This is a genomic window from Seongchinamella unica (assembly GCF_004354085.1).
In the GTDB taxonomy this organism is placed as follows: Bacteria; Pseudomonadota; Gammaproteobacteria; order Pseudomonadales; family Halieaceae; genus Halioglobus; species Halioglobus unicus.
The window spans coordinates 781,814-807,198 of sequence record NZ_SMSE01000002.1; the positions used below are offsets into that span (position 1 = coordinate 781,814).

General features: G+C 57.8%; 31 protein-coding genes and 1 pseudogene. 14 read left to right on the plus strand and 18 right to left on the minus strand.

The genetic code is table 11. From position 1 onward, the window contains the following. Nucleotides 1-141 precede the first annotated feature (141 nt). From E2F43_RS10615 to E2F43_RS10650, 8 genes are all read right to left on the minus strand, one after another. Nucleotides 142-546, minus strand: coding sequence for a hypothetical protein (locus E2F43_RS10615; RefSeq protein ID WP_133212414.1), 405 nt, complete (start codon nucleotides 544-546; stop codon nucleotides 142-144). Between the two features lie 432 nt (nucleotides 547-978). Further along, nucleotides 979-1,848, minus strand: coding sequence for a universal stress protein (locus E2F43_RS10620; protein ID WP_133212416.1), 870 nt, complete (start codon nucleotides 1,846-1,848; stop codon nucleotides 979-981). 136 nt (nucleotides 1,849-1,984) lie between these two features. Then, entirely contained in the window at nucleotides 1,985-2,239 is a 255-nt protein-coding gene (locus E2F43_RS10625) for a hypothetical protein (RefSeq protein ID WP_133212418.1), read from the minus strand. Between the two features lie 97 nt (nucleotides 2,240-2,336). Next, the gene (locus E2F43_RS10630) at nucleotides 2,337-3,362 is read right to left on the minus strand and encodes an AraC family transcriptional regulator (protein ID WP_133212420.1); all 1,026 of its coding nucleotides are present in this window, start codon (nucleotides 3,360-3,362) and stop codon (nucleotides 2,337-2,339) included. Nucleotides 3,363-3,425: 63 nt separating this feature from the next. Then, a complete protein-coding gene (locus E2F43_RS10635; protein WP_133212422.1) occupies nucleotides 3,426-3,950 on the minus strand; it encodes a PspC domain-containing protein in 525 nt (174 codons plus the stop codon). Nucleotides 3,951-3,953: 3 nt separating this feature from the next. Next, nucleotides 3,954-4,211, minus strand: coding sequence for an envelope stress response membrane protein PspB (pspB, locus tag E2F43_RS10640; protein ID WP_133212423.1), 258 nt, complete (start codon nucleotides 4,209-4,211; stop codon nucleotides 3,954-3,956). Nucleotides 4,212-4,281: 70 nt separating this feature from the next. Continuing rightward, nucleotides 4,282-4,962, minus strand: a complete 681-nt coding sequence (pspA, locus tag E2F43_RS10645; protein WP_133212425.1) for a phage shock protein PspA — start codon at nucleotides 4,960-4,962, stop codon at nucleotides 4,282-4,284. An 18-nt stretch (nucleotides 4,963-4,980) separates the two neighbouring features. Continuing rightward, a complete protein-coding gene (locus E2F43_RS10650; protein ID WP_133212427.1) occupies nucleotides 4,981-5,163 on the minus strand; it encodes a hypothetical protein in 183 nt (60 codons plus the stop codon). Nucleotides 5,164-5,366: 203 nt separating this feature from the next. Between E2F43_RS10650 and pspF the strand changes: the two genes are divergently transcribed. After that, on the plus strand, nucleotides 5,367-6,386 hold the full coding sequence (pspF, locus tag E2F43_RS10655; protein WP_133212429.1) for a phage shock protein operon transcriptional activator: 1,020 nt from the start codon (nucleotides 5,367-5,369) through the stop codon (nucleotides 6,384-6,386). Here pspF and E2F43_RS10660 read toward each other — a convergent pair. The 3 genes from E2F43_RS10660 to E2F43_RS10670 are packed head-to-tail and all read right to left on the minus strand — an operon-like array spanning nucleotide 6,374 to nucleotide 9,102. Beyond that, on the minus strand, nucleotides 6,374-6,829 hold the full coding sequence (locus E2F43_RS10660) for an SRPBCC domain-containing protein (RefSeq protein ID WP_133212431.1): 456 nt from the start codon (nucleotides 6,827-6,829) through the stop codon (nucleotides 6,374-6,376). The genes pspF and E2F43_RS10660 overlap by 13 nt on opposite strands. 9 nt (nucleotides 6,830-6,838) lie before the next feature. Then, nucleotides 6,839-8,005 carry a sulfotransferase family protein gene (locus E2F43_RS10665; RefSeq protein ID WP_133212433.1) on the minus strand — a complete coding sequence of 389 codons (1,167 nt, stop codon included), beginning with the start codon at nucleotides 8,003-8,005 and terminating at the stop codon, nucleotides 6,839-6,841. Continuing rightward, the gene (locus E2F43_RS10670; RefSeq protein WP_133212435.1) at nucleotides 8,002-9,102 is read right to left on the minus strand and encodes a hypothetical protein; all 1,101 of its coding nucleotides are present in this window, start codon (nucleotides 9,100-9,102) and stop codon (nucleotides 8,002-8,004) included. Before E2F43_RS10670 ends, E2F43_RS10665 begins: the two co-directional genes overlap by 4 nt. Before the next feature lie 288 nt (nucleotides 9,103-9,390). Here E2F43_RS10670 and E2F43_RS10675 point away from each other — a divergent pair, with 288 nt between their 5' ends. The 7 genes from E2F43_RS10675 (at nucleotide 9,391) to trmA (ending at nucleotide 13,682) form a co-directional block, all read left to right on the plus strand. Next, entirely contained in the window at nucleotides 9,391-10,065 is a 675-nt protein-coding gene (locus tag E2F43_RS10675) for a Bax inhibitor-1/YccA family protein (RefSeq protein WP_238946850.1), read from the plus strand. 66 nt (nucleotides 10,066-10,131) lie between these two features. Then, nucleotides 10,132-10,524, plus strand: coding sequence for a sulfurtransferase complex subunit TusD (gene tusD / locus E2F43_RS10680; RefSeq protein WP_133212437.1), 393 nt, complete (start codon nucleotides 10,132-10,134; stop codon nucleotides 10,522-10,524). A gap of 1 nt (nucleotide 10,525) precedes the next feature. Beyond that, nucleotides 10,526-10,897 (plus strand): sulfurtransferase complex subunit TusC, encoded by a 372-nt coding sequence (tusC, locus tag E2F43_RS10685; protein WP_133212439.1) that lies wholly within the window; start codon nucleotides 10,526-10,528, stop codon nucleotides 10,895-10,897. Nucleotide 10,898: 1 nt separating this feature from the next. Next, on the plus strand, nucleotides 10,899-11,189 hold the full coding sequence (tusB, locus tag E2F43_RS10690) for a sulfurtransferase complex subunit TusB (RefSeq protein ID WP_133212441.1): 291 nt from the start codon (nucleotides 10,899-10,901) through the stop codon (nucleotides 11,187-11,189). 3 nt (nucleotides 11,190-11,192) lie between these two features. Then, nucleotides 11,193-11,510 carry a TusE/DsrC/DsvC family sulfur relay protein gene (locus E2F43_RS10695; RefSeq protein WP_133212443.1) on the plus strand — a complete coding sequence of 106 codons (318 nt, stop codon included), beginning with the start codon at nucleotides 11,193-11,195 and terminating at the stop codon, nucleotides 11,508-11,510. A 10-nt stretch (nucleotides 11,511-11,520) separates the two neighbouring features. Continuing rightward, nucleotides 11,521-12,537, plus strand: a complete 1,017-nt coding sequence (locus tag E2F43_RS10700; protein WP_133212445.1) for a glycosyl transferase family protein — start codon at nucleotides 11,521-11,523, stop codon at nucleotides 12,535-12,537. After that, nucleotides 12,537-13,682 carry a tRNA (uridine(54)-C5)-methyltransferase TrmA gene (gene trmA / locus E2F43_RS10705; RefSeq protein WP_133212447.1) on the plus strand — a complete coding sequence of 382 codons (1,146 nt, stop codon included), beginning with the start codon at nucleotides 12,537-12,539 and terminating at the stop codon, nucleotides 13,680-13,682. Before E2F43_RS10700 ends, trmA begins: the two co-directional genes overlap by 1 nt. On the opposite strand, the gene E2F43_RS10710 is transcribed toward trmA, so the two are convergent. The 7 genes from E2F43_RS10710 to E2F43_RS10740 all read right to left on the minus strand — a co-directional run bounded on the left by E2F43_RS10710 (nucleotide 13,656) and on the right by E2F43_RS10740 (nucleotide 21,048). Then, a complete protein-coding gene (locus tag E2F43_RS10710; protein ID WP_133212449.1) occupies nucleotides 13,656-14,549 on the minus strand; it encodes a hypothetical protein in 894 nt (297 codons plus the stop codon). The two genes, trmA and E2F43_RS10710, sit on opposite strands and share 27 nt — an antisense overlap. Nucleotides 14,550-14,566: 17 nt before the next feature. Then, nucleotides 14,567-15,172 carry a dUTP diphosphatase gene (locus E2F43_RS10715; protein ID WP_133213027.1) on the minus strand — a complete coding sequence of 202 codons (606 nt, stop codon included), beginning with the start codon at nucleotides 15,170-15,172 and terminating at the stop codon, nucleotides 14,567-14,569. Nucleotides 15,173-15,351: 179 nt separating this feature from the next. Further along, nucleotides 15,352-16,761 carry a DUF3604 domain-containing protein gene (locus E2F43_RS10720; protein ID WP_338054591.1) on the minus strand — a complete coding sequence of 470 codons (1,410 nt, stop codon included), beginning with the start codon at nucleotides 16,759-16,761 and terminating at the stop codon, nucleotides 15,352-15,354. A 48-nt stretch (nucleotides 16,762-16,809) separates the two neighbouring features. After that, the gene (locus E2F43_RS10725; RefSeq protein WP_133212453.1) at nucleotides 16,810-17,793 is read right to left on the minus strand and encodes a zinc-dependent alcohol dehydrogenase family protein; all 984 of its coding nucleotides are present in this window, start codon (nucleotides 17,791-17,793) and stop codon (nucleotides 16,810-16,812) included. A 14-nt stretch (nucleotides 17,794-17,807) separates the two neighbouring features. Next, a complete protein-coding gene (locus E2F43_RS10730; RefSeq protein ID WP_238946852.1) occupies nucleotides 17,808-18,356 on the minus strand; it encodes a nuclear transport factor 2 family protein in 549 nt (182 codons plus the stop codon). Between the two features lie 79 nt (nucleotides 18,357-18,435). Beyond that, a complete protein-coding gene (locus tag E2F43_RS10735; protein WP_133212455.1) occupies nucleotides 18,436-19,566 on the minus strand; it encodes a HEAT repeat domain-containing protein in 1,131 nt (376 codons plus the stop codon). A 3-nt stretch (nucleotides 19,567-19,569) separates the two neighbouring features. Continuing rightward, nucleotides 19,570-21,048, minus strand: a complete 1,479-nt coding sequence (locus tag E2F43_RS10740) for a neutral/alkaline non-lysosomal ceramidase N-terminal domain-containing protein (RefSeq protein ID WP_165954269.1) — start codon at nucleotides 21,046-21,048, stop codon at nucleotides 19,570-19,572. 521 nt (nucleotides 21,049-21,569) lie between these two features. On the opposite strand from E2F43_RS10740, the gene E2F43_RS10745 reads away from it, so the two are divergent. The 6 genes and pseudogenes from E2F43_RS10745 to E2F43_RS19535 form a co-directional block, all read left to right on the plus strand. Further along, nucleotides 21,570-22,037 carry a rhodanese-like domain-containing protein gene (locus E2F43_RS10745; RefSeq protein ID WP_165954270.1) on the plus strand — a complete coding sequence of 156 codons (468 nt, stop codon included), beginning with the start codon at nucleotides 21,570-21,572 and terminating at the stop codon, nucleotides 22,035-22,037. A gap of 373 nt (nucleotides 22,038-22,410) precedes the next feature. Continuing rightward, entirely contained in the window at nucleotides 22,411-22,695 is a 285-nt protein-coding gene (locus tag E2F43_RS10750) for a hypothetical protein (protein ID WP_133212461.1), read from the plus strand. Further along, nucleotides 22,688-23,899 (plus strand): tyrosine-type recombinase/integrase, encoded by a 1,212-nt coding sequence (locus E2F43_RS10755; RefSeq protein WP_133212463.1) that lies wholly within the window; start codon nucleotides 22,688-22,690, stop codon nucleotides 23,897-23,899. The genes E2F43_RS10750 and E2F43_RS10755 overlap by 8 nt, the downstream gene beginning before the upstream one ends. Beyond that, nucleotides 23,896-24,606 (plus strand): hypothetical protein, encoded by a 711-nt coding sequence (locus E2F43_RS10760; protein ID WP_133212465.1) that lies wholly within the window; start codon nucleotides 23,896-23,898, stop codon nucleotides 24,604-24,606. The genes E2F43_RS10755 and E2F43_RS10760 overlap by 4 nt, the downstream gene beginning before the upstream one ends. A gap of 89 nt (nucleotides 24,607-24,695) precedes the next feature. Further along, nucleotides 24,696-24,914: a hypothetical protein gene (locus E2F43_RS10765; protein ID WP_133212467.1), complete on the plus strand. Its 219-nt coding sequence runs from the start codon at nucleotides 24,696-24,698 to the stop codon at nucleotides 24,912-24,914. A gap of 240 nt (nucleotides 24,915-25,154) precedes the next feature. Then, nucleotides 25,155-25,337, plus strand: a pseudogene (locus E2F43_RS19535) (primase-helicase zinc-binding domain-containing protein); the annotation flags it as partial. Nucleotides 25,338-25,385 lie beyond the last annotated feature (48 nt).

Sequence of the window (25,385 nt, forward strand, 5' to 3'; positions counted from 1 at the left end):
AGGGATTACCTACAGGGGATAGGGGTGCCGCTGCGCAGACAGGGTGTTGCCAGCCGCTGTGTTTAAAAAGAGCCCGGTTGCTCTCCGATACCGCTGGAGCCGGGCCAAGGTAGGGATCTCCAGTCCTACAACTCTTTGGCTTCAGGCAGCCGCCTGTTGAATCTCATCGCCATAAGTTTTGGCTACCGCGTCAAAGCTGTAATCTTCCATACCCAGCTCTTTCAGCACAGCCATGATGTTGTCGCCGCTGCGGGAGTCTATGCGCTTCTGGATCGCCGCCAGCAGGCCGTAGCGGTTGACCATTTGCCAGGTGCCTGTGGCCCGGGTGCGCTTACCCTTGCTGTAACCCAGTGCCTCTTCGTAGGCGTAGATTGCCCTGACCGCGGCAAATTCGGCTTCAGTGTCTGTGCCGTGTTGCTCTGCCCGCAGGTCAACTGCCCGGCGGTAGGCTTGCAGGGCCAGTTCCGGGTGACCGCGCTTTTTGGCATTGCGCGCAAACACGTAACACAGCTCCGGTTCCTTGATTCGTTCCACTAATTCGTGCATGTCGTTCTCCCTATTGCAGTTCGCGCTTTTTGGCTTGCGCGCTCGGTATGAGAGACATATTAGGGATCGGCAGGCAATTTCCACATGGCCGGAAGCGCCAACTGCATGGCCGCGGGCGTCACTCCCTGACGGGGGTTAGAAAGATTCCAGGTTTAAGCCCTATTACCATGATTCTTATAGGTTTTCAGTAAGCATTAACGATGGCTTGAGGCGCAGGGGCAGGCTGATAAAAGTGACAAAAAAGCCCGCTTCACAGAGTGAGGCGGGCTAACAGCCGTATGTTTCGGGGCAGAAACATCGGCCAGGGGACGTGTTAGCACGTGCAGGGAGCAACGTGCTTCTTGAAAAATAGACGCCCACGGCCAAAATGCAAACTTTTCACACAAAAGAATTCTGCCGGATTGAGGGACGCCCGGTTCCGGGACGCCCAATTCAGGGTTTGAGGGCGAGAACGTCCGTTTTCAACTGCCCGAGCACCCGCTCGGCCGTATTGCCGATCAACTTCGCCCTGACGCCCTTGCGCCCTACCGTGCCCATTACGACCATCTGCGCCCGCATGCTGGCCGCCTGGCTGGTGATGACCTTTTCAACGGGCCCTCGCTTGACCACAAACGCTTTCAGCGGGAGATCGAACTGGCGGGCAAGGGCCTTGATGTGTGGCGCCATCGCCTGTTTTGCCTCGGCCACGTAGCTGCGACTGTCAATGAGATCCAGGTCTTCCAACAGGGTCGGCACCTCTACCGCACAGATGATATGGAGTTGTTCATCCATGGCCTCGGCCAGCGCTATGGCCTGGGAGAGAATTGTCGCGTTAAGTTGTTTCTTGGCGGCGATGCGGCTGGACAGGTCAAGCGCAGCCATCACCGGCTGGGTGCGTCGCCATTTTTTCTTCGCCACAATGAGTACCGGCGCCGGGCACTCACGTAATAGCTGCCAATCAGTGGAGGTATTGGCGATACTCTCCGAGCGGCGCCCGGTTTTCACCACCATCTCGTAGGCGGTTTTGCCACAATGCCCGACAACCCATGGGGCCACATCCTTTTGCCATACCACCTTGAGCTTCACCTTCTGGCCTTCGCGCGACAACTTGTCTATCCGAGCCTGGACTTCCGCCTCCCGATCTTCCAGCAGGCGCTGCTTCAGGGCGTTTCGTTCCGCAGCCGTCTGCTTGAGGCGACCCAGGGGGGCGTAGACAAAGGCATAGACGTCCACTGAATAACCCAGTCTCGCAGCCAATTCCAGGCCGCGCCCGGTCGCAATGGCACTGTCTTTTTGGTCAGCGATTACCAGAATTTTACCCATGGGCATCATCCCCTGTTGTTTGAAGCATGGATTATAGGGACTTGCGGAAGGGAAAAAAGTAACCGAGGTCAATAAGTGGTGAAAAAAAGCGGGCGGCCACCGCGACGAGCGGTGGCCGAAAAGGAAAACAATAATGTCAGTGGGCGATCCCGACCGGATACCAGCGCGCGCCCGCTTGTTCCACCCGTCCTTCCTGTTGCAATTCAGCAAGCAGTCGCTCCACCAGACCCTCGTGGTAGAAATCACTCTTGTCCGGAGCCCATTCTGCCAGGAACCCGGACACCTCTTCGGTGGTGGCCCCGCGCCTGTAACTGACGCGCATGGACATATAGACCATTGACTTGATCATGCGCATGACTTTGTCGGTAATCGCGATAATGGGGTTGTTCATGACACATCCTCCTTTTTGGGAATGTGTCCACAATAGGCCCCGAACGGCGAGTTTGGCATGGCCGGCAACGCCAGAGGCATGACTGCTGGCGCCAGTGTCAGTCCCGGGTTGGAGAATCCCGGAAATCGGCCGGTGCCATACCGGTCCAGCGCTTGAACGCACGAGAAAAGGTACTGGGCTCGGAAAACCCCAGTAGATAGGCAGTTTCCACCACTGATCGGTTGGGGTGTTGGAGGTACTTGCGCGCCATTTGCAGTCGCGTGTCCTGCAGCAGGTCCATGAAACTGGTGCCCTCTTCCTTGAGCTTACGCTGCAGGGTGCGATTGCTGACGTGCAGGGCCTCTGCGATCTGTTGCTGGCTTGGGGGACCGTCAGGCAGGTGCTCCACAATTTTGTCGACTACATCCCTGGCGGTGGAATGCATGAGGAAGCTGTCCAGGTACGCCTGGGTCTGCTCATCATTAGCCCTGGCCAGCGCCGGGTCGCCGGTAACCAATGGCTCTAATATGTCTGAGCGGTACCAGCCCATACAGGTTCGCTCACAGGAAAAACTGACCCGCGATGCCAGCATCGATTCCCAGCGTTCAGGCTCTTCGGGCGGGGGGCGCTCCAGTTCCACCTTGACCGGCGCCAGGAAATCGCCCAGGGCGAGAGAGCACATCCGCGAAACCATCCCGATGGCATAATCCCGGCTGGCGAAATGATAACCGCCGGTGAGTGGCACCGTGCCAAGGTCCAGCAGGACCAGGTCACCCTCCTCTGCCAGCCGCATTACCGCCGCGGTGTTGACCAGCTTGCTGAACCGCGCCAGTCGCTTGAGCCCGTCGTACACCGTATCGCTGGCCAACCAGGCAAAGCCAAGCCCATGCAGCGTCTGCGGTTGCACCTGCTCCGCCGCCAGCAGGCCAAACGCCTCATCTTCGGTGACGGCGACACAATGGGCCATCAGGGCTGTGAACATCGGCTGGGGCACCCGCCAGTCCGGGTTGGCGATTTTGGCCGGATCGATGCCCACCTCGGCCATTGTTTCCAGTGGGTCCAGCCCGCGCAAACGCAGCGCCTGGGCGATTGGCAGCAGAAAGGTGCCCAGCACAGAATGCTGTAGTGACAGGTCGTCGCTCATATTGACTCCGGGAACACCTCGTCAATATACCACTGCGCCGGGCATTGTCTGTAGCCACGCGGGCTACAGTCGGGAAAACTCCTTGTTCAGGTTATAGCGACGGGAGGTGACATAGGATTCCATGTCCTCCACTCTGCGCAGGGCCGCGTCGAGACGTTCCCGGGCTCGCTCCAGGCGTACGCTGCTTGACTCGCTGTAACGGAATACCTTGCGTGGCCGATAGTCGTGGTAGCGCTCGTCGTATTCCATCTCTACCTCGACATCCTCGAATTCCGGCTCGTCGTAATAATCGCCATCGCCGCCGCGACGGGTGGGCCTGGGCGCCAGCAATACCCATGCGCCCAGGTACACCCATAGCGCCAGGGTACCGGTGAACAGAAAGCCGCCGATCCAGATCAGCCGCACGACCCAGTGGGCGATGTCCCAGTGGTCCGCCAGACCGGCACAGACACCGGCGATTTTTCCGTCGCGGGTATTACGGTAGAGGCCCATGCCCCAACCACCGCGTTTGTTGTTGCGAAAACGTCGGCTTTCGCGCCGGTAGGTATCGCGATAGTCGTGGTGTTCATGTCTGCGTCTTCTACTCATGATTTACTCCTCGCCCCTGCTCTTGTGGCTGGACTGGGCACGCCATTCCGGGTGGTCTGCGTCCAGCAGCGATTCCAGCGCCTCGATACGGTCGGTCAGTTTATCCACGGTCACCAGCATCTGCTCGACCGTTTCCCGGTCTTCCCGCGACAGGCTTCGCGAGGAGCGATTAAGACTGCGATAGTGCATGGTGATCCACATGGGCGCCACGATCACCATGAACAGAATGGTGGGGACGAACATGAATTTCCAGAATTCCATTAACTCTTTCCTTGGGCGGCCCGGTCAGTAACAACCATGCTGCCATTGATGATTCCAATTACCAAACCCTTCAGGACGGATCCGGCTTGCCCTGCATTTCCGATTTGAGCCGCTCCAGCTCGTCGCTGATCCGTTCATTCTCTGCCAGCGCATCGATTTCCGCGGCGAGGTCCGCAGGCACCTCGCGGCCGATGTCCATGGACTCCAGCTGACTTTCCAGCGTATCCATACGACGCTCGAACTGGTCGAAGCGCTGGAAGGCGCCATCGAGGGCTTCGCGGTGCATCTGGCGCTTGACCTTGATGCGCGATTCAACGGTTTTACTGCGCATTAACAGCGCCTTCTGCTTGGCCTTGGCGTCAGTGAGCTTCTGCTGGAGCTTTGCGACTTCCTCGTTGAGCTGGCTGATATGGTCGTCTGTTGCCTTCAGTTCCGCCTCCACCGCAGCCACTTCGTCCTCTATCGCGTGCTTCTCCTGCAGTGCCGCTCGGGCCAGATCCTCGCGACCCTTGCTGATAGCGAGCTTGGCCTTCTGCTCCCAACTTACAGCTTCAGCCTGCACCTGCTCCAGGCGTCTGGCGGCGGTTTTACGGTCCGCCAGCACCCGGGCCGATGATGAACGCACCTCTACCAGGGTGTCCTCCATCTCCTGGATGATCAGGCGGATCATTTTTTCCGGATCTTCCGCCTGGTCCAACAGGGAATTTATATTGGAGTTGATGATGTCTGTCATGCGGGAAAATATACCCATTGCCGTTCTCCTGTTTGCTTACCAGCCGCGGGTCTGGGGCTTTTCCCCGGGGCTGGCTATCCAGTAAATAATCTCGATCACCGCAACAATCTGCACAAAACTCCACAGGCCGGCGGCGGTACCGACCACCGCTGCCGTCAGTGCACAAAGCACCGCCAGCGCGGCATAAATCAAAAATCGTTCGCCCAGTTTGCTCATCATTCTGCTTCCCTACGTGGATGATCGACTTCTTTGCGTCGTACAACCCGATAAATACAGAAATCGTGCCAACCACTTTATCTGATTGAATTCAAACGGTTTTTTTTGTAAAACCAAGGGTGCCAGTGTCTACCTGGGTCTAATATTTGGGTATATTCTACCTAGATAAGGTTATATACACCTGCTTATATAGGTATATTTAACCCATGAAGCGACCGACTGAGAGCATTATCGGCAATTCCGCTGCCCTGGCCCTGTCCCTGGAACGCATTTCCCAGCTGGCCCCTATCCAGCGGCCGGTACTGGTGGTGGGTGAGCGAGGCACGGGCAAGGAACTGGCCGCCGACCGCATCCACTTTCTTTCCAGCCGCTGGGACGCGCCGCTGCTGAAAACCAACTGCGCCGCGCTTGCCGACGCGCTGCTGGAATCGGAACTGTTCGGTCACGAGCAGGGAGCCTTCACCGGGGCAACCCGAGCCCACAAGGGCCGCTTCGAGCGGGCCGACGGTGGCACACTGTTTCTGGACGAACTGGCTACCATGTCGCTGCGACTGCAGGAAAAACTGTTGCGGTTAATCGAGTACGGGGAATTCGAACGCCTGGGCGGACAGCAGACCTTGCAGGTCGACGTGCGCGTGGTGGCGGCTACCAACGCCGACCTGCCCGCTCTGGCCAAAGCGGGTAAGTTCCGCCCGGATCTGCTGGACCGGCTCAGCTTCGACGTGGTCCACCTCCCCGCCCTGCGCCAGCGTCCGGAGGATATTCCCGAACTCGCCCAGCACTTCGCCGTGCAGATGAGCGCCGAATTGGGCTGGGAACTGTTCCAGGGTTTTACTGACGAGGCCATGCAAACCCTGTGCAGGCACCCCTGGCCAGGCAATATTCGGGAACTGAAAAATGCGGTGGAACGCTCCCTTTATCGCTGGGAGGACAACACGACCCCGGTGGCGGAGATTATCCTTGATCCCTTTGCCAACCCCTATGCCACGGTGACGGGACCGGCCCCAGTGCAGCTACCGGGGCCGGACCAGCCAGGACCTGAAATCACCGATTTCAACGCTCACATGGATAGCGTGGAGAAAGCGCTGCTGCAGGACACGCTGACCCGTCATGGCCATCATCAGCGACACACGGCCGAGGCACTGGGACTCAGCTACGACCAGATGCGCGGGCTGGTGCGCAAGCATGGACTGTCCCGACGCCAGCGCCGCACTCAGGCGTCCTGATGAAGTGATTCGGCCCGGGCTTTCAGATTGCGGGCGCAGAGATTGAAACCCTGGCGAACCCGCTCACCCAATTGCTCGACCATGGCTGCAGCGAAGTCACCACTGAAGTCATCGTAGGTCACGTAACTGCAGCGATGCCCGTCAAGGGCGGTAACGAGCTGGCTGCGGTCCGCATGCACCGGGTCGCCGGGTTTGTTTTCCATTGACCAGGTGATCCGGTGCGGCGCCTCGATACAGGTAATGTACTCAACCTGTTCCTGCAGCCCTTCACCCAGATTCACCTGCATCTTCACCGGGGAGCCGATTTCCAGCTCAGCCTCAATGGCAGGACAGAACTCATTCCAGTGCGGGTATTGGGCGAAATCGACAATCACCTGCCAGACCAGTTCGGCCGGCGCCTCGATCTCCACCGTATCCGAACTGATCCTGATGGTATCGCTCATAATGCATCCCTACTGGCTGATGGGCCAGCGCTGGTCATCGGTGTAAAAAGCAAAACGCCGGGCGATCAGCTCACGGGTCAGGCCGTACTCTTCCAGCCGATACTCGTGTTTGCCGTGCTTGCCCTTGGGGTTGGCCTCGATATGGGCGGTGAATGCGGCCCGGGCGGCACAGTCCAGCTCCATGCCGAATTGCCCATACACCCGCTCAACCACCCCCATCGGATCGTCCACCAGCTCCTGCTGGGAGCAATCCACAAACAGCGCCGGGTCCAGTCTTGCCCGCGCCGCCAGCCCGCGCTCCAGGCTCAGGGCGTACCATTCCATCACCGCCCGGCCCATGTCTCCCGCGTCCAGGTGACTGCAGTCACCGGCATACATGCCCATCACCACTTTGTTCATACTGTTAATGGAAGGCACTACCGCCTGCGGGTCCCGGTGGCACCAGACAAAACGCGCGTCGGGAAATACCTTAATGATGGCGTCGATGGCCAACATGTGCGCCGGCGCCTTGAGCATCCAGTGTTTGCCGGGCATACGCCAGTTGAGCAACTGCATTATTTTCTTCTGGTAACGGTAGAGCGGCTCGAGGTCCTGGGCCAGCACCCAACTGTGATAGGGTTCCAGCATGATCTCGAACCCCAGCTGCACTCCGCCAAAGGCGAAGGCATGCAGTAACACGCACTCTTCCGGCGTGTCGGCATCGATGTAGTGAATTTTGGCGAAATCCGAATCCCGGGACTCTTCCAGTGCCCTGGCCAGGTAATCGTAGCGTGGATCCTTGTCTCCCGGGGCACTCCCCGGCCAGGGATCAGGAAACTGCACCTCCCACTGCAACAGCCCGCGATTGTCCGGGGCAGTCTCCAACAGATTGAGCAAAGCCGAGGTGCCGGAGCGCGGCAGACCGGTCACAAATACCGGTGCCACTATTTCCTGCTGCTGCCAGCCGGAAATGGTGTTGAAGGCGTTTTCCAGCTTGAGCCGGGTGGCCAGTTGAAATACTACCCGGTCGCGACAGCGTTTACGACCCTCCGGATCCCGGACGTGGCGGTCGTAGGTCGCCAGCAACGCGTCGAGACCTTCGCGATAAGGCAGGTCACCAAAATCACTGAACCCGGTCTGCTCCATTGCCTCGGCAATCAGCTCACCGGCGACAAAAGCTACCGTCTCTTCGCTCATTTCAGATCCGCCAGCTTCATCACCCGGGTGTTGAGCAGGGGATGCCTGTCGGCGCCAATCCAGCGCCAGCACATGGTACCCATGTTGTGTCCTGCCGTTTCAATCCAGTTCGGTACGCCCGGGTCGGTGTGAGAGACCACAACCCGGACACCGCCGTCGGGCTCGTAGTGGGCGGTGTGTTTGTTGACGTGAATCTGGTGATGACGGTAGTCCAGTGACTCCATCCACCAGTTATCGAGCTGGAAGTTCCACGTCTGGCACTCGGGAATTTCCGGCGCCTCGATCACGAACACTTCATCGTCGGCCAACTGCCAGGCACTGTGGAAATAGAAAATATTGGGATCACCGCCAATGGATTGACAGTAGTCCTGGTCTGCGGGAGGCAGCTGGTTCAGCGTTGGCAGGAAGCTCTCCGACCAGTTTTCGAACAGGGTGGCCGAGCCCAACACAAACATGGCGGCTCCCTGCAGTCCACGCTCCAGCTTCTCCGGGGTAAGGGGCTCGGGCCTGTCATCGCTGGCACCGATGCGCTCTATTTTCAACTCGGCAGCTTTCTCGTTGATCCGGTCCTGGAAGGTCTGGCGCACGGTGATCGAGTTGGTGTCCGCGCCCATGGGCAGCCAGTTTCCGGGCTGTTCTCTTTGGCTGATGATAATCTCGATCTCGCCGTGGGGACCCAGCTCCATCTCCCTGTGGTCGATATGCCCGGTCACTTCCATGGTGCCACCGGAGGCGTACTTGTTGATGACGGTGCTGATTCCCAAATAATCGACAGTGCCCCGGGTACCATAGATACGATACGAATGCCGTGGATTGATGCTGGCACTTTCGTAGCGATTATCCGGGTTGTCGGCACCCAGCTTGATGGTTTCGTGGGCGCCGCAGCGCAGCTCGGGGAACAATGGGTCGCGAAACTCCAGAAAGCTCTCCAGACCACCGCGCAACAACCGTGACAGATAACGGTAACCTTCTGCCTGGTTGAAGGCGTCCCCCGGTGCTTTCTCGCTGCGGACGATTTTGCCGGCTTCCTTCAGGGCGTCGCAAAATTCATCCCAGACCCGGCCATCGAGTACTTTCTGTTCAGCTTCCGTTGTCATTATTGTCTCCTGGGCGACTGTTACCGCGTTTACCGAGCACCTGTTATAGCGGCTCCGGGAAGACAATTCACCAAAAATCCCGCGCAGGGAGCAGCGACCGGCCCGGTGTGCCAAAAAGGTCCGATCTATTGAACCAAATGTTCAGCTTTCGTCAGGAAAATGCAGGATTTTCAGGGGCATACCCACACAAAATTCGAGCCTTTGGGCCCTTTAAATTTGAACTTTGCACCCTTATTATCTGTCATAACGATACCCGCACATCCCGTGCGTCGCATTATGGAGTGAACAATGCAAGACAAGAGTTTGTACAACACGAACACCGCCGGTATGGAGAGTGTCATCAGCACCAACAAGGTCCTGAAAAACACCTACATGCTGCTGGGAATGACCCTGGCGTTCAGTGCAGTGTGCGCCGGGATTTCCATGGCCGTGGGCCTGCCTCACGGCGCGGCACTCATACTGAGCCTGGTCGGCTTCGGATTGCTGTTCGTCGTGCACAAGATGGCTGACAGCAGTAAAGGCCTGCTGGCCATTTTCGCGTTTACCGGCGTAATGGGCGCATCCATTGGCCCGATGCTGAACTACTACCTGTCCATGCCGGGCGGGCCTGCGCTGGTCATGCAGGCGCTGGGCGGCACTGCACTGGTGTTCTTCGGCCTTTCCGCCTACGCACTCACCACCCGTAAGGATTTTTCCTACATGGGCGGCTTCCTGATGGTGGGCCTGCTGGTCGCCGTGGTGGCCATGATCGCCAACATCTTCCTGGCGATACCGGCGCTGTCGCTGACCATCTCCGCTGCGTTGGTGATGATCATGTCCGGTCTCATCCTGTTTGACACCAGCCGCATCATCAACGGAGGCGAGACCAACTACATTCGTGCAACCGTGTCGCTGTACCTGAGCATTTACAACCTGTTCATTCACATGCTGCACCTGTTGACCGCCTTCGGTGGCGACGACTGAACCGTTGATAACGCTCTTCAGACCCCGGTTAAAGCCGGGGTTTTTTGTTTCTGCTGGCAACCAGCCATGAATTACGCGTTGCTGGTCTTGTCTGCTCCGGTATCCGGGCACGGCGCACGCACCGCCGTCCGTTTTGCCCAGCGTGCGATCGCCCGCGGGCATCGCATCGAACGCGTATTTTTTCTCGACGAGGGGGTCAGCACCGGCTCTCAAGTGGCCGTGTTTCCGCAGGATGAGGAGGATCGGCTGGCGCCCTGGATTGAACTCGCCCGCCAGCACGATGTGGAGCTGGTGCTGTGCATCTCCTCGGCGTTGAAACGCGGTATGCTCGACGCCGCCGAGGCCGATCGCTTCGACAGGCCCGGCCCCACCGCGCATCCCGCCTTCGTGATCTCGGGACTGGGGCAGCTGGTAGACGCGGCAGCGAGCGCTGACCGCCTGCTGACGTTCGGCGGCTGAAATGAACACGGCGGAGCGTAAGCGCAGTCTTGTCGTCATGCGCCACTCACCCTACGGCAGCAGCCTCGCGCGGGCCGGTATAGACCTGGCGTTGGCCATGGGGGCCTTTGAACAGGACTTCGACCTGCTGTTCATGGGGTCGGGGGTCCTTCAGTTACTGAAAGACCAGGACAGCAGGCAACTGGGCAGCAAAAACGCGGGTAAAACCCTGAGTTCCCTCCCCCTCTATGAGCTTAGCGCCGTTTACGCCGATGCGGCATCATTACAGGCATTCGGCATTGGCGAAGAGGACCTGGTGCTGCCGGTAAAACTGCTGGACGAGACGCAGCTGGCTGCGTTCCTCAACGACTGCGATCACGTGATAAGCTGCTGACATGTTGCTTCACACACTCAATTGCTCCGCTGACAGCGACGCCTTCCGGGACTGTCTCCGCGTCGCCGGTGAAAACGACACCATCGTTCTAATCGGTGACGGCGTTTATCTCGCATTGCCAAACACCTCACCGCGCCTCGCCCTGGACGCCAATCCCGCGCGGATAGTTGCCCTCGATACAGACACCGCCGCAGCCGGGTTGGCTCATCGCCTCACTGGCATTGAGCGAATCGACATGGACGGCCTGGTCAGCCTGACCGAGGTCTATCCCCGGCAAGTGGCCTGGTACTGAGCCGTGGTAGCACCCGCCGCCTTCGACAAGGAAGGTTTCCTGCTGAACCTGAGTGATTGGAGCCCGGAAGTGGCGGAGCAAATCGCCCGCGCTGAAGGCATCCAGTTGACGGACGAACACTGGGAAATCATCGAATTGCTACGCAGCTATTACCGGGAATTCGATGCCTCCCCCGCCATGCGTCCTCTGGTAAAATACTGCGCACTGAAACTGGGCGCAGAAAAGGGCAAGAGTATTCACCTGATGCGACTGTTTCCCGGCTCCCCGGCCAAGATTGGCAGCAAGATAGCCGGACTGCCCAAACCCGAAAACTGCCTGTAACCGAGGCCCCGTGACGCAGACATCATTCCAGGCTCCTGCCGCAGAGCACCCTTTCGCTCGCTACGTGCGCATACTCGGCAAGGGCAAAACCGGCAGCCGCTCCCTCGACCGGCAGGAAGCCGCTGACGCTCTGGGTATGATCCTCAGGAACGAGGTGGACCCCCTGCAGCTGGGCGCTTTCCTGATGCTGTTGCGGGTCAAGGAGGAGACCGGCGAGGAACTGGCGGGTTTCGTCGACGCCTGCCGGGGCCAGATGCTGCCGCCGCCCGCAAACCTGCAGGCGCAACTGGACTGGTCCAGTTATGCCGGCAAGAAACACCAGCATCCCTGGTATCTGCTGAGCATGCTGTTGCTCGCAGGTGCGGGTTACCGGGTATTTGTTCACGGTGGTGACGGCCACACGGCGGGCCGTCTTTACACCGAACAGGCCATGCTGGAGCTGGGATTGCCGGTTGCCGACAATTGGGAGACCGTCGCGCTGCAGCTGGACCGACACAAGCTGAGTTACCTGCCGCTGAGAAAATTCTGCCCCCGCCTACATGACATCATGCAACTGCGCCCCCTGCTGGGCCTGCGCTCACCGGTCAATACCCTGGTACGTATGCTCAACCCACTGCAGGCTCCGGCGAGCATCCAGAGTATTTTCCATCCCGCCTATGGCGGCCTTCACCAGCAGGCGGATCGTATACTGCAGCAACCGCGCTCACTGGTTTTCAAGGGTGACAGTGGTGAGGTAGAAATCAAGCCACAGGCCGATACCCGCCTGCTGCTGCTGGAAGATGCCCTGGAACGCGAGCTGTCGCTCCCGCGGACGCTGCCCGGCAAGGTGGCGCCCGTAGAACACCCCCGCTGTGAACCGCTGCGGGCGCTATGGAATGCCACAACCGAGGACCTGTACGGCAGCAACGCGGTGATCGCAACCACCACTGCCGCCCTGCTGGTCCTTGAACCCGGATGGGATCTGCAGCGCTGCCAGCGGTGCAGCGAGCAGCTATGGCATGACCGCGATCGGGAGCGGCTGGACTGATGCCCCTGTCCAGCGTGACACCCGCGCAGTACGAGGACCTGCTGGCTGCCAAGGTGGCCCGGGTCAGTGAGTTACTGGCGCCCTGCGATGTGCCGCAAGCACAGGTATATACTTCGCCCTCCACCGGCTTTCGCATGCGCGCCGAGTTCCGGATGTGGCACGACGGCGACGAGCTGGACTATGTCATGTTCCGGCGGGATGATCCGAAAACCCCCGTCCCCGTTCGGGAATTTCCCATCGCCTGCGAGACCATCCAGCGGCTGATGCCGGCTCTGCTTGCCGAGCTCAAGCCCAACCACACGCTGCGCCACAAGCTCTTCCAGGTGGAGTTTATATCCACCCTGGCCGGTGAATCACTACTCACACTGGTCTACCATCGCAAACTCGACGGGGCCTGGGAAACGGAAGCGAGACATCTGCGCTCACAATTACGGAACCTGTGCGGGGATTTGTCCATCATCGGCCGCAGCCGCAAGCAAAAGCTGGTACTCGGCAGGGAGTGGGTATGGGAAGAACTGGATATCGATGGCCGCTGCTACCGCTACCAGCAGTACGAACAGGCGTTTACCCAGCCCAACGCCAGGGTGAACATACAAATGATCCAATGGGCGTGCCACCAGGCATCGACGCTGGACGGCGACCTGCTGGAGCTCTATTGCGGCAACGGTAATTTCACCCTGCCCCTGGCGCGGGAGTTTGACCAGGTGGTCGCCACCGAGCTCGCCAAGGTATCGGTGCGGGCCGCTCGGGAGAACATGCGCGAAAACGGCGTGGATAATATCCAGATCATCCGCCTGGCGGCAGAGGAAGTCACCCAGGCGATGAACGGGGAGCGGGAGTTCCGGCGCCTGGCGGACCTGCCCAAACCACTGCACGAATATGATTTGAGGACGGTGTTTGTCGACCCGCCACGGGCGGGTCTGGATGCGCAGACGGTGCAAATGGTGAGTCGTTTCGAGACCATCATTTACATTTCATGCAACCCGCAGACGCTGGCGGACAATTTACACGAACTCGGGAACACCCACGAGGTCAAGCAATTCGCCCTGTTTGACCAGTTCCCCTATACCGAACACATGGAGTGCGGGGTCCTGCTTTGCCGCAAGAACCAGTCCTCCTCAGCAGCGAATACCCAGCGCGAGTAAGCCCCTGCCCAGGACCTCATCCAGGTTATCCGCGTCCGTCGCATTAACCTCCAGTGAATGCAGGCCCAGGTCGCGATAGACCTCGCGCTTGTTCAACCTCTCCCGCAGGTCGCTGGCCGAGCCCTCCTCTTCCCAGCAGTCGATATACACGTTGCCCGCGGGCAGGTAGAAATCCGCATGGACCAGTTCCTCGATCGGCAGCGCGCGCCGATAGGCATGAGCCAGTTGCGCCAGGTAAAGCCAGTTGCACACCCGCATCTGCAGCGGGGTCTGCAGCAGGTGGCCGTCAATACCGTCGCAGTTGAGTTGTTTTTCGGTATTGGCGAACAGATCCGGCTCGGCACTGGGATCGCCGGGTTCAGGCGTCGGGATCTGGTCGGACTGGCGGGTCAGTTCGCGATGAACAACCGGGTGATCAATAATCTCGTGAGGCCAGGTGACGTAAAAAGCGCCCGAGGATTCGCTCTCCTCCTGCTGACCGCCCATTGAGCGCCCCAGGTCGGTGAGCTCCCAGCCGAGGATGCTATGGTGCTGCAAGCCCATCTCCGCCAGCGCCCGGTTGATCTGCCGGGCATGCAGACGGGGGTAATAACGGCGCATCGATGCCGCGGTAATGCGCTGGTTGGATTCGATGGCCGCCAGCAGTGGGTGGTGATCCAGCGTTTGCGGCCAGACGATATAACGGCCAAAGCGCCGGCTGTTCTGGTAGGTACCCCCTTCGAACTCACCTTTGGGCAATAGCACCCAGGTGTCACCCGAGCGACGAATCCAGCCGTAGTCCCGCAGGGTGGCGAACAGTTGCTGAACGGGAATATCCAGCTTTCGCGCCAGCGCGGTGGTGGAGAGTTTGCCGTCTTCCTGTGACACACGGTGCCTCTTTCAATTCAATTGAGCACGGTTTCTCGGTAACGCTTTTCCAGCGCCGCGTAGACCTGTTCTGCAAACAGGGGGTCACTGGCCTCCAGCGACTCAAGCAGGTCCACCAGGTGTTCGTTGTCCTCCTTGCCATCCCAGTTCTTGATGTAGCTGCCTTCCTTGTAGCCGTGGTCCTGGCGGAAAAAGTTAAGCACGTTTTTACCGACGTAGGAACGGTACAAGCCGTCGAAATCGAGGCCTGAGGCCAGCATGAGATCCCAGAACAGGGAGGGGGAAAAGCCCCTGGATTGCAGACAGTCCAGCGCCAGGGCCTCGGTCGCCTCCCTGACTCCGAGGCCGGAAGGCTGGTGGGCCTGCAACTCTGCAGCCATCTCACCGGCAATCTCCTCCACGGTTTTGCCCGGCTGAAACAGCGCCGACATCCCGAAGTGCCAGATATCAATGGCCTCCAGCCGCACCTGCTGCAGATCCGGATCCTGCTTCTTCCACCACTTGAAACCGTAGTGGTCTATCAGTTCACCGCACTCGATCCACGCTGCCCGATACCATTCAAAGTTCTGTTCCACCCAGTTTTCATGCACCCGGGTGTTCATTTTGTCCTGCATGGTCAGCATGTTGATCAGGGCCTGTTCCAAGGGATACCTCGCGACTAATTCATCCTTCCAAAGAGGCACAGAGCATAGCAGCGCCAGGGGGTGAATGGCTACGGAAAGCGCCCTGCACCTGGCCCAATCAGCCCCTGCTCAGGACGCCTGCCGGTGACTGGTGAAAGCCCTTTGCAACAGCGCAGCGCTCAGCTTTCCGGCGTGCACCAGACTGGCGAACTCCAGGCTCGTTCGCGGATAGTGGCAGGTAAATCCGCGGGATGCTCGACGCCGGCTTTTTTTGCATCGTACCTGCTCCAGCGACAGACAGGATTTTCCAGCACCCGCGCATAGTAGAAAGCGTCTTCCTGTGGATCAAAATCCGGGTCGGTCCAGAGGGAGGACAGTTCAGCGGCACCCTTGTTGACGCTGATCTCACAGGTATCAGGATTCACCGTGGCGCCATTGTCGGGGCAGCGGTGCATTTTGGGATCGGGCTTGCCGTCATCGGAACAGGCGATATCGTAGGTTTGCTCTTTCAACTCCCCCGACGCGGTTTTCCAGCCCTTGATGACCTGCAGCCTGGCCAGCGGGGCACTCAGCGGATCGCGGACTGCCCAAACGGCCAGTTGCGGGGCCTGCCCGGCCTTCGCACCCGGCAAGTCACCCCCCTGCGGCACACCCCTGGCGGCAGCCGCCGACTGCCAGTCGCTGCGGGTCAGTAACGCGGCGTCGTGGCCATAGCCGGCAAACATCCGGATACGGGTGCGGGTGCCGCTGGTGGCGAATGTTTCCCTGCGGTAGAGCGCGTCCCAGATCGACTCCCGGTCATTCCTCACTGCCCAGACGCCAGTGATTGCGCCGGGATTATACAGCCGGGTAGGATCATCATCTCCGGACATGCCCATGGCCTCAGCGGTCGGATTGGGCTTGAGGCCAGGCCGGATGTCAGGCGTGCCGTCATTGAAGGCGTAATGCCCCTCGAAGTTGCCCTTGATCTGCATGATTTCCACCAGTCGATCCATGCGCGCCCGGCGTTGCAGGATATCCTCGGTGAACGGGGTACCATCACTGTTTCTGCCCCAGTACAGTCTGCCCCAATAGAAGTTGGGGTTGTGGGGAATGGTCAGCACCTGGCAATCGTCGGTGCACTCGCGTTCCAGCCAGGCGTGCAACTCCTCTGCGGTGCCCTCGAAAGCGGAAAACACGGTTTCAGGCACATTGTCGCTGCGGAAGATGACATTGCGGTGCATCATGCCACCCTTGCCTTCCGGGGCCCCGGCGGAAAGTTCGTAAGCCACGAAACTGGTAAATTTTCCAGGCTCATAGCTGTCCGCCGCCGCCTGCTGGACCTCTTGCCAGGGTCCGGACAGTGCATTACGGCAGGTGGCGCCGTCCGCGCCACAGATTTCCTCTACCCGCGAGGGTGGCGAATTGGCCATGCCGGCAAATATCTCCTGGAAAATCTGCATTTCGCTATTACGTATGCCCTCACAGGTGGAGGTCTGGTAACCCGCCCTGTCCGGGTTGGTGCAGATCTCGTACTCACCCAGGGCTTCCGCGTGATCGGTAATGGCAGTGAAGTCCAGCGGCGTCCTGATGTGCCTTGTGCAGTTTATGAGCTGTCATTGTCGCCACCTCGGTCAGCGCGATGGTTGTCGGAAAGCTCAGGGTACCAGCACCCCGGCGCCACTGAAGCGCCCGGCTCGCAAGTCATCCAGGGCCTCGTTGGCCCGTTCCAGCGGGTATTCATGTACGGTAGTACAAACCGGAATGTCCGCCGCCAGGGGCAGGAATTCCTCGCCGTCGCGGCGGGTCAGGTTGGCGACCGAGACGATCTCGCGCTCACCCCACAGTATGTCGTAGGGGAAAGATGGTATGTCCGACATATGGATACCCGCGCACACCACCCGACCGCCACGGCGAACAGACCGCAAGGCCTGGGGAACCAGTTCTCCCGCAGGCGCAAAAATTATCGCGCCTTCCAGCGCTTCGGGGGCGTCCAGGGTAGAGTCCCCTGCCCATTCCGCCCCCAGCTCGAGGGCAAACTTCTGTGCCTCCGAATCCCCCTCGCGAGTGAAAGCAAAGATGCGCTGCCCCCGATGCCGGGCCACCTGGATGATGATGTGGGCGGCGGCGCCAAAGCCGTAGAGCCCGATACTGTCACAGTGCTCCACCAGTCGATAGGAACGATAGCCGATCAGACCGGCACAGAGCAGCGGTGCAGCCTGGGTGTCACTGTAGTTCTCCGGCACCGTAAAACAGTAGCGGGCATCGGCAACCGTATATTCGGCAAACCCGCCGTTGATCTGGTAGCCGGTGTAGCGCGCCTCATCGCACAGGTTTTCCCTGCCGCGCCGGCAGTACCAGCACTGATTGCAGCTACCACCCAGCCAGGGTACGCCGACGCGCTGCCCCGGACTGAAGCCCTTCACCCCCTCTCCCAGCGCTGTCACCTCGCCGACTATCTGGTGCCCCGGGACCAGAGGAAGCCTGGGCTCCCTGAGGTCGCCATCCACCACGTGCAGGTCAGTACGGCAGATACCGCAGGCAGTAATCCTGAGCTGGATTTGGCCTGCGCCGGGTTGGGGAATCGGGAGATCGCGAAGTTCCAGAGGTTTCCCAACGCCTTCAAAAACCATGGCACGCATTGGAAACTCCCTCCTCAATCAGCCAGTGACCGGGCGGCCGTCTGCACCTGCAGGCTACCGGGCGCATACTCACAGTGCAGTACCGTTCGGTACTCCGTTCGTGAGCGAGTCACCTTCCACTGCCCCGCCAGGCGCCGATACTCGTCATGGTACAGGGCTGACATCAGGGTCAGTGTCTGGTCCCTGGTGTTGATATTACGATAATTCAACGACCAGACACCCCGGGCCCGGTCGCCTCCGAGAATCTCGATTTCGGGATTGGCACCATGATGCATGTCGAGCACATAATCGTGGCAGCCCCGTGGCACAAAAATACCGTCGACGAACTCGTCCCGATTCTGGCAGTGACCAAAGTAGGACATATCGATTACCACCTCACCCTCGGCAAAGCAGTCGCGAACTGCCTCGGGGTCCTGGCAATCACAGGCATTGAGGTAATGGGCTTTTAACTGGCGGATGGCTTCGATGTCCTTCAGCCGCTGTAGCTCAAGCTCGAGCCGTTCTATTCGCTGCTCCAGGGCCATGGACCCTCCAGGATGTTGATCAAATTCCAGTGAGCTCATACTTTCACCAAACAGAAAAACAAATGCAATGGGACGCGCTACGCCAGCACCAGAGCCCGATCCGCATTGACTTCCGGACTTACCTTGGCGCCGGAGAATATGCGGGACTGCCACCCTCGACGAGACTCACCAGGTTCAGGCGGGCGGAGATCATTCTGCGCACTTTCGGGTTTGGATGGTTAACCTCGGCGTCCAGCAGCATGCTTTTGGCTTCTTCACTGCGCAGCCCGATCAAGGCATACACTGCAGCGTAGTTCAAGCGTTGGCTTCTGCTGTCGAGTAGCGGCTCCAGAGATAATTCTGTGCCCGTATATACGGGGTGCCCCAAAGCCCTGGCAGCTGCCTCAACTATCATCTCCGAGGGGTTCTTCAGCAGGCGTACCAGATGTGGCGTGAACAGCTGACTCTCATACCCCTCCGTTGACCTGATGACCAATATGAGATTGTCATCGGGCTCATGCTGGAACAGGTATGTCCACGCGGTATCGTCCACCAGTTGTTTACGATACATGGTTCGCAGGATGGCGAGCCGCAGGTTTACCGGCCTGGAGGGGTTTCGCGTCAATGACAGCAGTTCAGCAACTTCCGCCTGGGTAAGTTGAACGCCGCTGCCCGCGTACTCCCAGTCGAGCAGACCGGATTCCACAATGCCTGTCGAACTCGACTCCAGCATGCGCAATATGAGCCCTTTGATCTGCTGGGCACGCTGCGCCGCAGCGACAGTGGTTGCACTGCCGAGGGCGGCATAAGCCGAAAGTATCCCGTCATAATCTGGCAATTCACCAGGCTCAATGCGGTGCTCGGTATTCCTCACCTGCCCGGAGACATAGTCAACACCGGCTGCCTTGCCGAGCTCGGCCAGCACATGGCCACGGCCCAGGGTCTCCAGAAAGAGCACGGCGGTATCACCGACCACATAGTGCGCATGCCCATGACCCTCCTGGAAGAACTCAACAAAGGTCGCCGCACTTCCCTTGTATTGGGTCAGAACCCGCGCGCTGACCACCGGTTTTAACGTTGGTGTTTCGTCGAGCACAAAGCGTCGTTCAGCGAGGCTTTCTATACGCCCGATCACCACAACATCGGCACCCAGAAACAGTTGTGACAGGGAAACGCGCTGCGCATCGAGATGCGCAGCCGCGCCCCGCATCCAAAAAAACGAGGCTATAGTAAACCCGATCAGGGCCAAAGGGCCCATTTTAGCGCACATCTATCAGGGGTGGGTCTGGTTGATCTGCTCTATAAGTGGCATCAACGCTCCGCTAATGGCCGGGTCGAGACCCGGCCCAACATTATTCTGGAACACTGTGCTGCAATCGATATCGGGATACAGCGGGCAGAATTGCGGAACACCAGCCAATACAAATGGCGCGCATATCATGCAACTCTGGTCAAACTTGCTCTCCAGCACCTGATACCCGATATGGTCATTGCCAAGCCCAACGATCAGCTTGTCCCGCACGCCGGTCATGGCCGCTCGGTACTGGGCGCCAATCTGCGGATCGAGTTCGGTAGGCACAACAATCAGGCCGGCATCTCCAACGCGCGCCGCACCTACCTCCGTTTGCAGGTCATCGCCCAATGACTGCGGTATCACATCGAACGGCGGAGGGAGGGGAAAGCCCACTGAAGCATCAGGTAATCCATTGGTATAAAGGGTTCTGCCTTGCCCGAGCACGCCGACGGCGAAGAAGAAGCGAAAAAAACTATTGTCGAGGCTGACTGGCACCGGATTTTCCCGGGCAAAGGCGACAACCGGGGCAGGATGTCCCGGCCTGTTATCAAGGGCAGCGATAGCACGTTCTGCTAGTTGCCGGCCGTGAACCTCTGCGAACTGGAATGACCTGCGCGGTAAAACGGGGTTTACCCCGTCTTCGGTAACATCGATCCGGTCGGGGCCCTGAAGAACTCCCAGTGCGCCGCTGACCCAAATCGCGGTACCGCCATATTCCTGCTCGAGGCGCTCCCGCACAAAGTGGGGAAAATCGGAAGTCAACAGCGTATTCTGTGACCAGAGTGCCTCTGGATGACTGCCAAAGTTAACAATTGTGGCGATGACATCTTTTGCTGCTTCGCGTTCAGTGAACTGGAGCACCACCAGGTTGGGATCCACAATTCTGCCGTTTGTGTCCGGTGAGAGAATGTCGTCGCCTGCAAGCACTTTCTGGTCAGCCACGCCATAGCCGTCGTCGTCGGATCGCATGCCCGTGCTCAGTCCTGCGGTACTCGTGGTAACCGACTTGACGCGCGCCGCGCGCAAATTAGCGGTCGCATCATTGACGCAATCGGCTATCGCGTCGTTTACAAAATCGAGGTAGCCCGCGTCAACCCCGGTGGTTAGCGGATCTGGCCCCCAGATGCCCAGCGTATCGGGACCCTCGTGCGAGTGGGTGCTCTGGACAATCAGGTAGTCCACATCGCTTCCCACCATTTCACGCGCGATTTCTATCTGGTTGTTGAAATAACCGACGAGATCCAGGGCGACCAGCGCTATGCGACCACCGCGACCGTCTATGACTACACCCCGCGCCCACAGCCGGTCGTGATAACCGGTAGCCTGGCGGTTATTGCCGAAGCCGGCCATAAAGATCGGGTCAGTATGATTGACTGTCTTTGCCTCTCCAAATGTATCCTCGTAAGCCTGCGCAAGAGACGCGCTGACGGGGGTTATATCCTGCTTGCAAACACCCACACTCAGGTCTCCAGGACCTCCAGGGGCAGCGGTTGCCGTGGTCAACCAGCACGCGGAAAACAGGAACAGGCACAGGCGGTGCGAAATCAGTGAGCCAAAAAACGAACGTATTGTGGTCATTTTCTTATCTCTTGAACTGCTCAACATGGGTGTAAACGTAGTCCATGGATCAGCCAGTAGCAAGAAAAGTGGTTCAATCCGCCGTAGACGTCCGACCAGCAGAACGCCATCAGGCGCCAAACTGTGGTTAGTACCTAACCCGTCCGGGCGTTTAGCGCCGCTTGCCCCTGAGGATTCAATCGGTGGATGTGAAATCTTAAATGAACAACCGGAAGGTGAGAGCAGATTTTATTGGTCATGGACGGTGCTGGAGAGGAAGCCGCACCCCGAACCCGTTGTTACATTCGCCGCTCAGCTATCTTGCAGCCGTTCAGGCTCGCCAAAACTCGCTTAGTACTGTGGTCTGCTATACTTCCCTGCTATGACTTGACTGGCAAGTCACCTCGATGAGGGCTTCTGCCATGGCCATATACCGAAGTATTGCTTTGATATGGATAACGTTGCTCAGCGCAGGAGCAGTAAGTGACATCACGAGCAAGCAAGAGATCGTGCAAGAGGCCAAATCGAAAGCTTCCCACATCTCCTCTGAGCAGCTTGCGAATTATCTTTCTGGCACGGAAAGTATTGTCCTGCTGGATGTTCGGACAGAAGCAGAGTACCAGGCCGGGCACATCAAGGGTGCGCAGTGGTTTCCCAGAGGGAAAATCGAATTCTATATCCAGGGGCTCGTTGAAGACCCTGCGGCAAAAATTGTCCTTTACTGTCGCAGCGGGGGGCGATCTGCATTAAGCGCACTGACTATGAAGGAAATGGGTTATACCAACGTTGTCGATCTCGACGGCGGTTTTAGGGAGTGGGTTGCTCAGGGAAACACGTTCTACAACCTTCATGGCGAACATAAAGTTGTCTCTTATCAAAAAAAGGAATAGTCGGCGCCCCAGATAGCGAAAACGGCACTCGTGCCGGTTCGTGCTCGACATCAGGGATGGTGCCCGGAGCCGGAATCGAACCGGCACGGCCGCAATGGCCGGGAGATTTTAAGTCTTAAAATAGCCCTTTTTGTAACCAATTGATCTAACTCACCTTTTCCCATAATACCGCGCTAACACACTGATTTTACTTGTTTTATGGTGTTTTCTCACATTGCTTGAGATTCATTGACAGAATGCCCGTATTGCGCCAATAATGTGCACCAGATGTGCACCGGGATTTAGAGAGATTTCTGAGCCATCTAAAACAAAGCCCCAGGGTGCGGTAACACCCCAGGGCTTCTAACCACAACCGATAGCAAAGGTATCAATTATGGCTACTCCCAATACTACCAAAACTCCGATGGAACTCGTTGACGCAGTTGAAAACTTGGAATTGAAGATTTCCCTGCTGAAAACACTGCACTCTCTGGAGGCAGAAGTTGAGTCTGAAGACGATCGTGAAAGCGTCAACTACATACAAGGCAGCTATATCCGTGAATGCCATGCTGACGCAACTGCGGCACTGAATGACCTTATGGATTACCTGAGGGCCACTGGGGCGCTGAATACCCCTCCTGAGGTACTGGCACAGCTAGAAAACCTCGGCAATGCCTAAGTCCCTCAACTTCACCAAAGCAGCACTGGAGAATATAGACGCTCCCGAAAGGGGGCGTTTGTACATCCACGACACCAAGATTCCCTCGCTAGGAATCGCAGTCACCGATAAAGGCTCAAAATCGTTTTATGTCCGTGGGACCGTGGGAGGAAAGACCAAGCGCGTCACTCTCGGCAGATTCCCCGCCATGAAGGTTGAACAGGCCCGAAAACAAGCGAAGAAGAAGCTCTCCGAAATGGTTGACGGGGTAGACCCCATTAAGGAGAAACGCGCTGAGAGAGCCGCTGAGAACGTCTCAGAGCTGACCGTGAAACAGGCGGTTGAGGTGTACCTCAAAGAGAAGCGGAAAGGTAAACAGAAGCTCCCACTCAAGGACTCCACAAAAGACAGCTACCGGGACAAGATCAAGTATCTGCTGGGTGATGACTACGAGGAGCCGCTGGTATCCATTACAGAGGAACTGATAGCCAAGAAGATCGCTGACATCACCCCTTCCCAAGGCGCAACGGGCTGTAGAAGCCTCTCTGCTGTCTGGAACTGGACCAGGAAGCGAAAGGGCAACCGGGGGCTAATCCCCGAGAATCCCGTGAGGCTGTGGTCAGAAGACAATGATGGGCTGTACGTCCCTCCCCCGCGCAAGGGTCATATTCGCAAGGAGTACCTGGAGGACTGGTTTAACGCAGTAGAGGCACAGAAGCACGGCGATTGTCTGGCGTGGTTGATCTTGACCGGGAACCGCCTGGAGGAAGCCAGGGGTCTAGAGTGGGCTGATTTCGACTTCAGGACGGGCCTATACACGCTCAGGGACACCAAAAACCGCACAGAGGTAGAGCTACCCATCCCCGAGTATTTCAAGGACAAGCTGAAAAAGCGTAAGTCCAAGGAAAAGACCGGACCAGTATTCACCATGCCCGCGCAAAACAGCCGTATCAGGACAGAGATAACCAAGGCGGCGGAACTCCCTGAGAGGTTCACAAACCACGACCTCCGGCGCACCTTTGCCACTATTGGCAGGACTGTATGCGATCACACAATGGTCAAGCAGCTTATGAACCACCTGATTAGCGACATCACTTTTGATTACTCCCAGTTGGACGGCTCAGACCTTGCTCAACAGTTACGGAAGATAGAAGCGGCAATCCTCGAACATGCAGGACGCCCCCTCCCCTCTGAGAATGTGGTGAAGCTGGAGGTGGTGGGATGAGCTACGAGACAAAAAAAATGCTTTCATCATTGGAAAAGTTCAAATTTTTGAAAGAGGTTATTGATAACTCGAAGACAGCGGATGATGCACAGGTATACATTCGAGAGCAGCTAGGCCGCCAGCCTACCGAAAAGGAAATTGAATTATTTAATGACCGCCGCAAGATAGCCATCTCAACCTTTGATGACGGTTTTAAAAACGTTATCGGATTGAATGCACAAAATGCGGGTTATGTGGTCGAATATTTCCCCAAGGCATCTCGCCAGTATGCACCAGCAGAAGCACTTTTCTGGACGACAGCTATAGCAAGTTGGGACTACGGCGATGGAGAGGAGTTCTACAAATTACTGGGAGGCGATAAACCTATACCCACACCACTTCGGCCAGTCATCGCAGGTATTGCCAGAGGAGATCGGAGGCCCGCAAATATGAAAAATGCGAAGATCAAAGGCATTAAGCGCGCCATCTACGGCTTTTCTCTATGGTCTTCCAGTGGAGTTCTAAAGAAGGCCACAGAACAGAACCAAGTTATCGCAATGAATGTGGGGCGCGAACCAATGGACACGCTTGCAGATTCCAGGGCTTGCCATAAGTTCGTTATGGGATTCATAAAGATTGCTCATAACTACTCAGACACGCAGATTAAGAACCTAAAACGAGAGTTTGGAGATAAATTTGAGGAAATATGGAGTCATGGCAAGTCTTAGCCCGTTCTAAACTTGCCCTACCCTTTTTTAAATCCTCGCAAACATGCGTAAATTCAACTGTAACCCGAAGCAACCCGGAGTTACAGAAAATGAAAGTTACGCCAATCCAATCAATGCAGGACTGGGAGGCCCGTAAGACCTCCCTTTCCGAAGCCGCCTCAATCCTCGGCTATTCCAAACCCAATTACCTGAGCGCTGCCCTTAGTCGCGGCGATCTCAGGTTGTCTCGCTATAGGCTGGGCAAGTACACCTACCTGGATAGAGACGAGATTCTAGAGGTCATCAAGAGCCGCCGGATACCGGCCTGATGTTCGTCTACCGCATCGTTCTGGCAGATGGCCGGTCTAGTACCTGTCTGTCTGATGAACGCATATATGACCCCCTGTGTTACTTCAGAGAACGCTTTGGCTTTGACCAGGTAGTGACAGCCAGCGAAAGGAATGAAAGCGGGGACTGGGTGGACTCTGGGTTTCTACCCACGTGTTCAGATGAAGCGGAGTCAATAAATGAACTGGACTTCGATAATCTAGATTTTGATGGAGACTACGATGGTGCTGCGTGAACGAGCCAGGGGACGCTGGCGGGGCATCCTATCAGCAGTTGGGATTAATGATCGCTTTCTTAGGAACAGGCACGGCCCTTGCCCAGGCTGCGGTGGTCGGGACAGGTTTCGCTGGGATGACAAGGACGGCAGTGGGAGCTTCTTCTGTGGAGGCGGTGGTGACAGCCTCGCGGGAGATGGTTTCACGCTCATTCAACACGTTTTCAATAGTAATTTT

Excerpts from the sequence above, each read along its gene's own strand:
- E2F43_RS10615 (WP_133212414.1), bottom strand. The coding sequence starts at position 546 with ATGCACGAATTAGTGGAACGAATCAAGGAACCGGAGCTGTGTTACGTG.
- E2F43_RS10620 (WP_133212416.1), bottom strand. The coding sequence starts at position 1,848 with ATGGGTAAAATTCTGGTAATCGCTGACCAAAAAGACAGTGCCATTGCG.
- E2F43_RS10625 (WP_133212418.1), bottom strand. The coding sequence starts at position 2,239 with ATGAACAACCCCATTATCGCGATTACCGACAAAGTCATGCGCATGATC.
- E2F43_RS10630 (WP_133212420.1), bottom strand. The coding sequence starts at position 3,362 with ATGAGCGACGACCTGTCACTACAGCATTCTGTGCTGGGCACCTTTCTG.
- E2F43_RS10635 (WP_133212422.1), bottom strand. The coding sequence starts at position 3,950 with ATGAGTAGAAGACGCAGACATGAACACCACGACTATCGCGATACCTAC.
- pspB (WP_133212423.1), bottom strand. The coding sequence starts at position 4,211 with ATGGAATTCTGGAAATTCATGTTCGTCCCCACCATTCTGTTCATGGTG.
- pspA (WP_133212425.1), bottom strand. The coding sequence starts at position 4,962 with ATGGGTATATTTTCCCGCATGACAGACATCATCAACTCCAATATAAAT.
- E2F43_RS10650 (WP_133212427.1), bottom strand. The coding sequence starts at position 5,163 with ATGATGAGCAAACTGGGCGAACGATTTTTGATTTATGCCGCGCTGGCG.
- pspF (WP_133212429.1), top strand. The coding sequence starts at position 5,367 with ATGAAGCGACCGACTGAGAGCATTATCGGCAATTCCGCTGCCCTGGCC.
- E2F43_RS10660 (WP_133212431.1), bottom strand. The coding sequence starts at position 6,829 with ATGAGCGATACCATCAGGATCAGTTCGGATACGGTGGAGATCGAGGCG.
- E2F43_RS10665 (WP_133212433.1), bottom strand. The coding sequence starts at position 8,005 with ATGAGCGAAGAGACGGTAGCTTTTGTCGCCGGTGAGCTGATTGCCGAG.
- E2F43_RS10670 (WP_133212435.1), bottom strand. The coding sequence starts at position 9,102 with ATGACAACGGAAGCTGAACAGAAAGTACTCGATGGCCGGGTCTGGGAT.
- E2F43_RS10675 (WP_238946850.1), top strand. The coding sequence starts at position 9,391 with ATGCAAGACAAGAGTTTGTACAACACGAACACCGCCGGTATGGAGAGT.
- tusD (WP_133212437.1), top strand. The coding sequence starts at position 10,132 with ATGAATTACGCGTTGCTGGTCTTGTCTGCTCCGGTATCCGGGCACGGC.
- tusC (WP_133212439.1), top strand. The coding sequence starts at position 10,526 with ATGAACACGGCGGAGCGTAAGCGCAGTCTTGTCGTCATGCGCCACTCA.
- tusB (WP_133212441.1), top strand. The coding sequence starts at position 10,899 with ATGTTGCTTCACACACTCAATTGCTCCGCTGACAGCGACGCCTTCCGG.
- trmA (WP_133212447.1), top strand. The coding sequence starts at position 12,537 with ATGCCCCTGTCCAGCGTGACACCCGCGCAGTACGAGGACCTGCTGGCT.
- E2F43_RS10715 (WP_133213027.1), bottom strand. The coding sequence starts at position 15,172 with ATGCTGACCATGCAGGACAAAATGAACACCCGGGTGCATGAAAACTGG.
- E2F43_RS10725 (WP_133212453.1), bottom strand. The coding sequence starts at position 17,793 with ATGCGTGCCATGGTTTTTGAAGGCGTTGGGAAACCTCTGGAACTTCGC.
- E2F43_RS10730 (WP_238946852.1), bottom strand. The coding sequence starts at position 18,356 with ATGAGCTCACTGGAATTTGATCAACATCCTGGAGGGTCCATGGCCCTG.
- E2F43_RS10735 (WP_133212455.1), bottom strand. The coding sequence starts at position 19,566 with ATGTGCGCTAAAATGGGCCCTTTGGCCCTGATCGGGTTTACTATAGCC.
- E2F43_RS10745 (WP_165954270.1), top strand. The coding sequence starts at position 21,570 with ATGGCCATATACCGAAGTATTGCTTTGATATGGATAACGTTGCTCAGC.
- E2F43_RS10750 (WP_133212461.1), top strand. The coding sequence starts at position 22,411 with ATGGCTACTCCCAATACTACCAAAACTCCGATGGAACTCGTTGACGCA.
- E2F43_RS10755 (WP_133212463.1), top strand. The coding sequence starts at position 22,688 with ATGCCTAAGTCCCTCAACTTCACCAAAGCAGCACTGGAGAATATAGAC.
- E2F43_RS10760 (WP_133212465.1), top strand. The coding sequence starts at position 23,896 with ATGAGCTACGAGACAAAAAAAATGCTTTCATCATTGGAAAAGTTCAAA.
- E2F43_RS10765 (WP_133212467.1), top strand. The coding sequence starts at position 24,696 with ATGAAAGTTACGCCAATCCAATCAATGCAGGACTGGGAGGCCCGTAAG.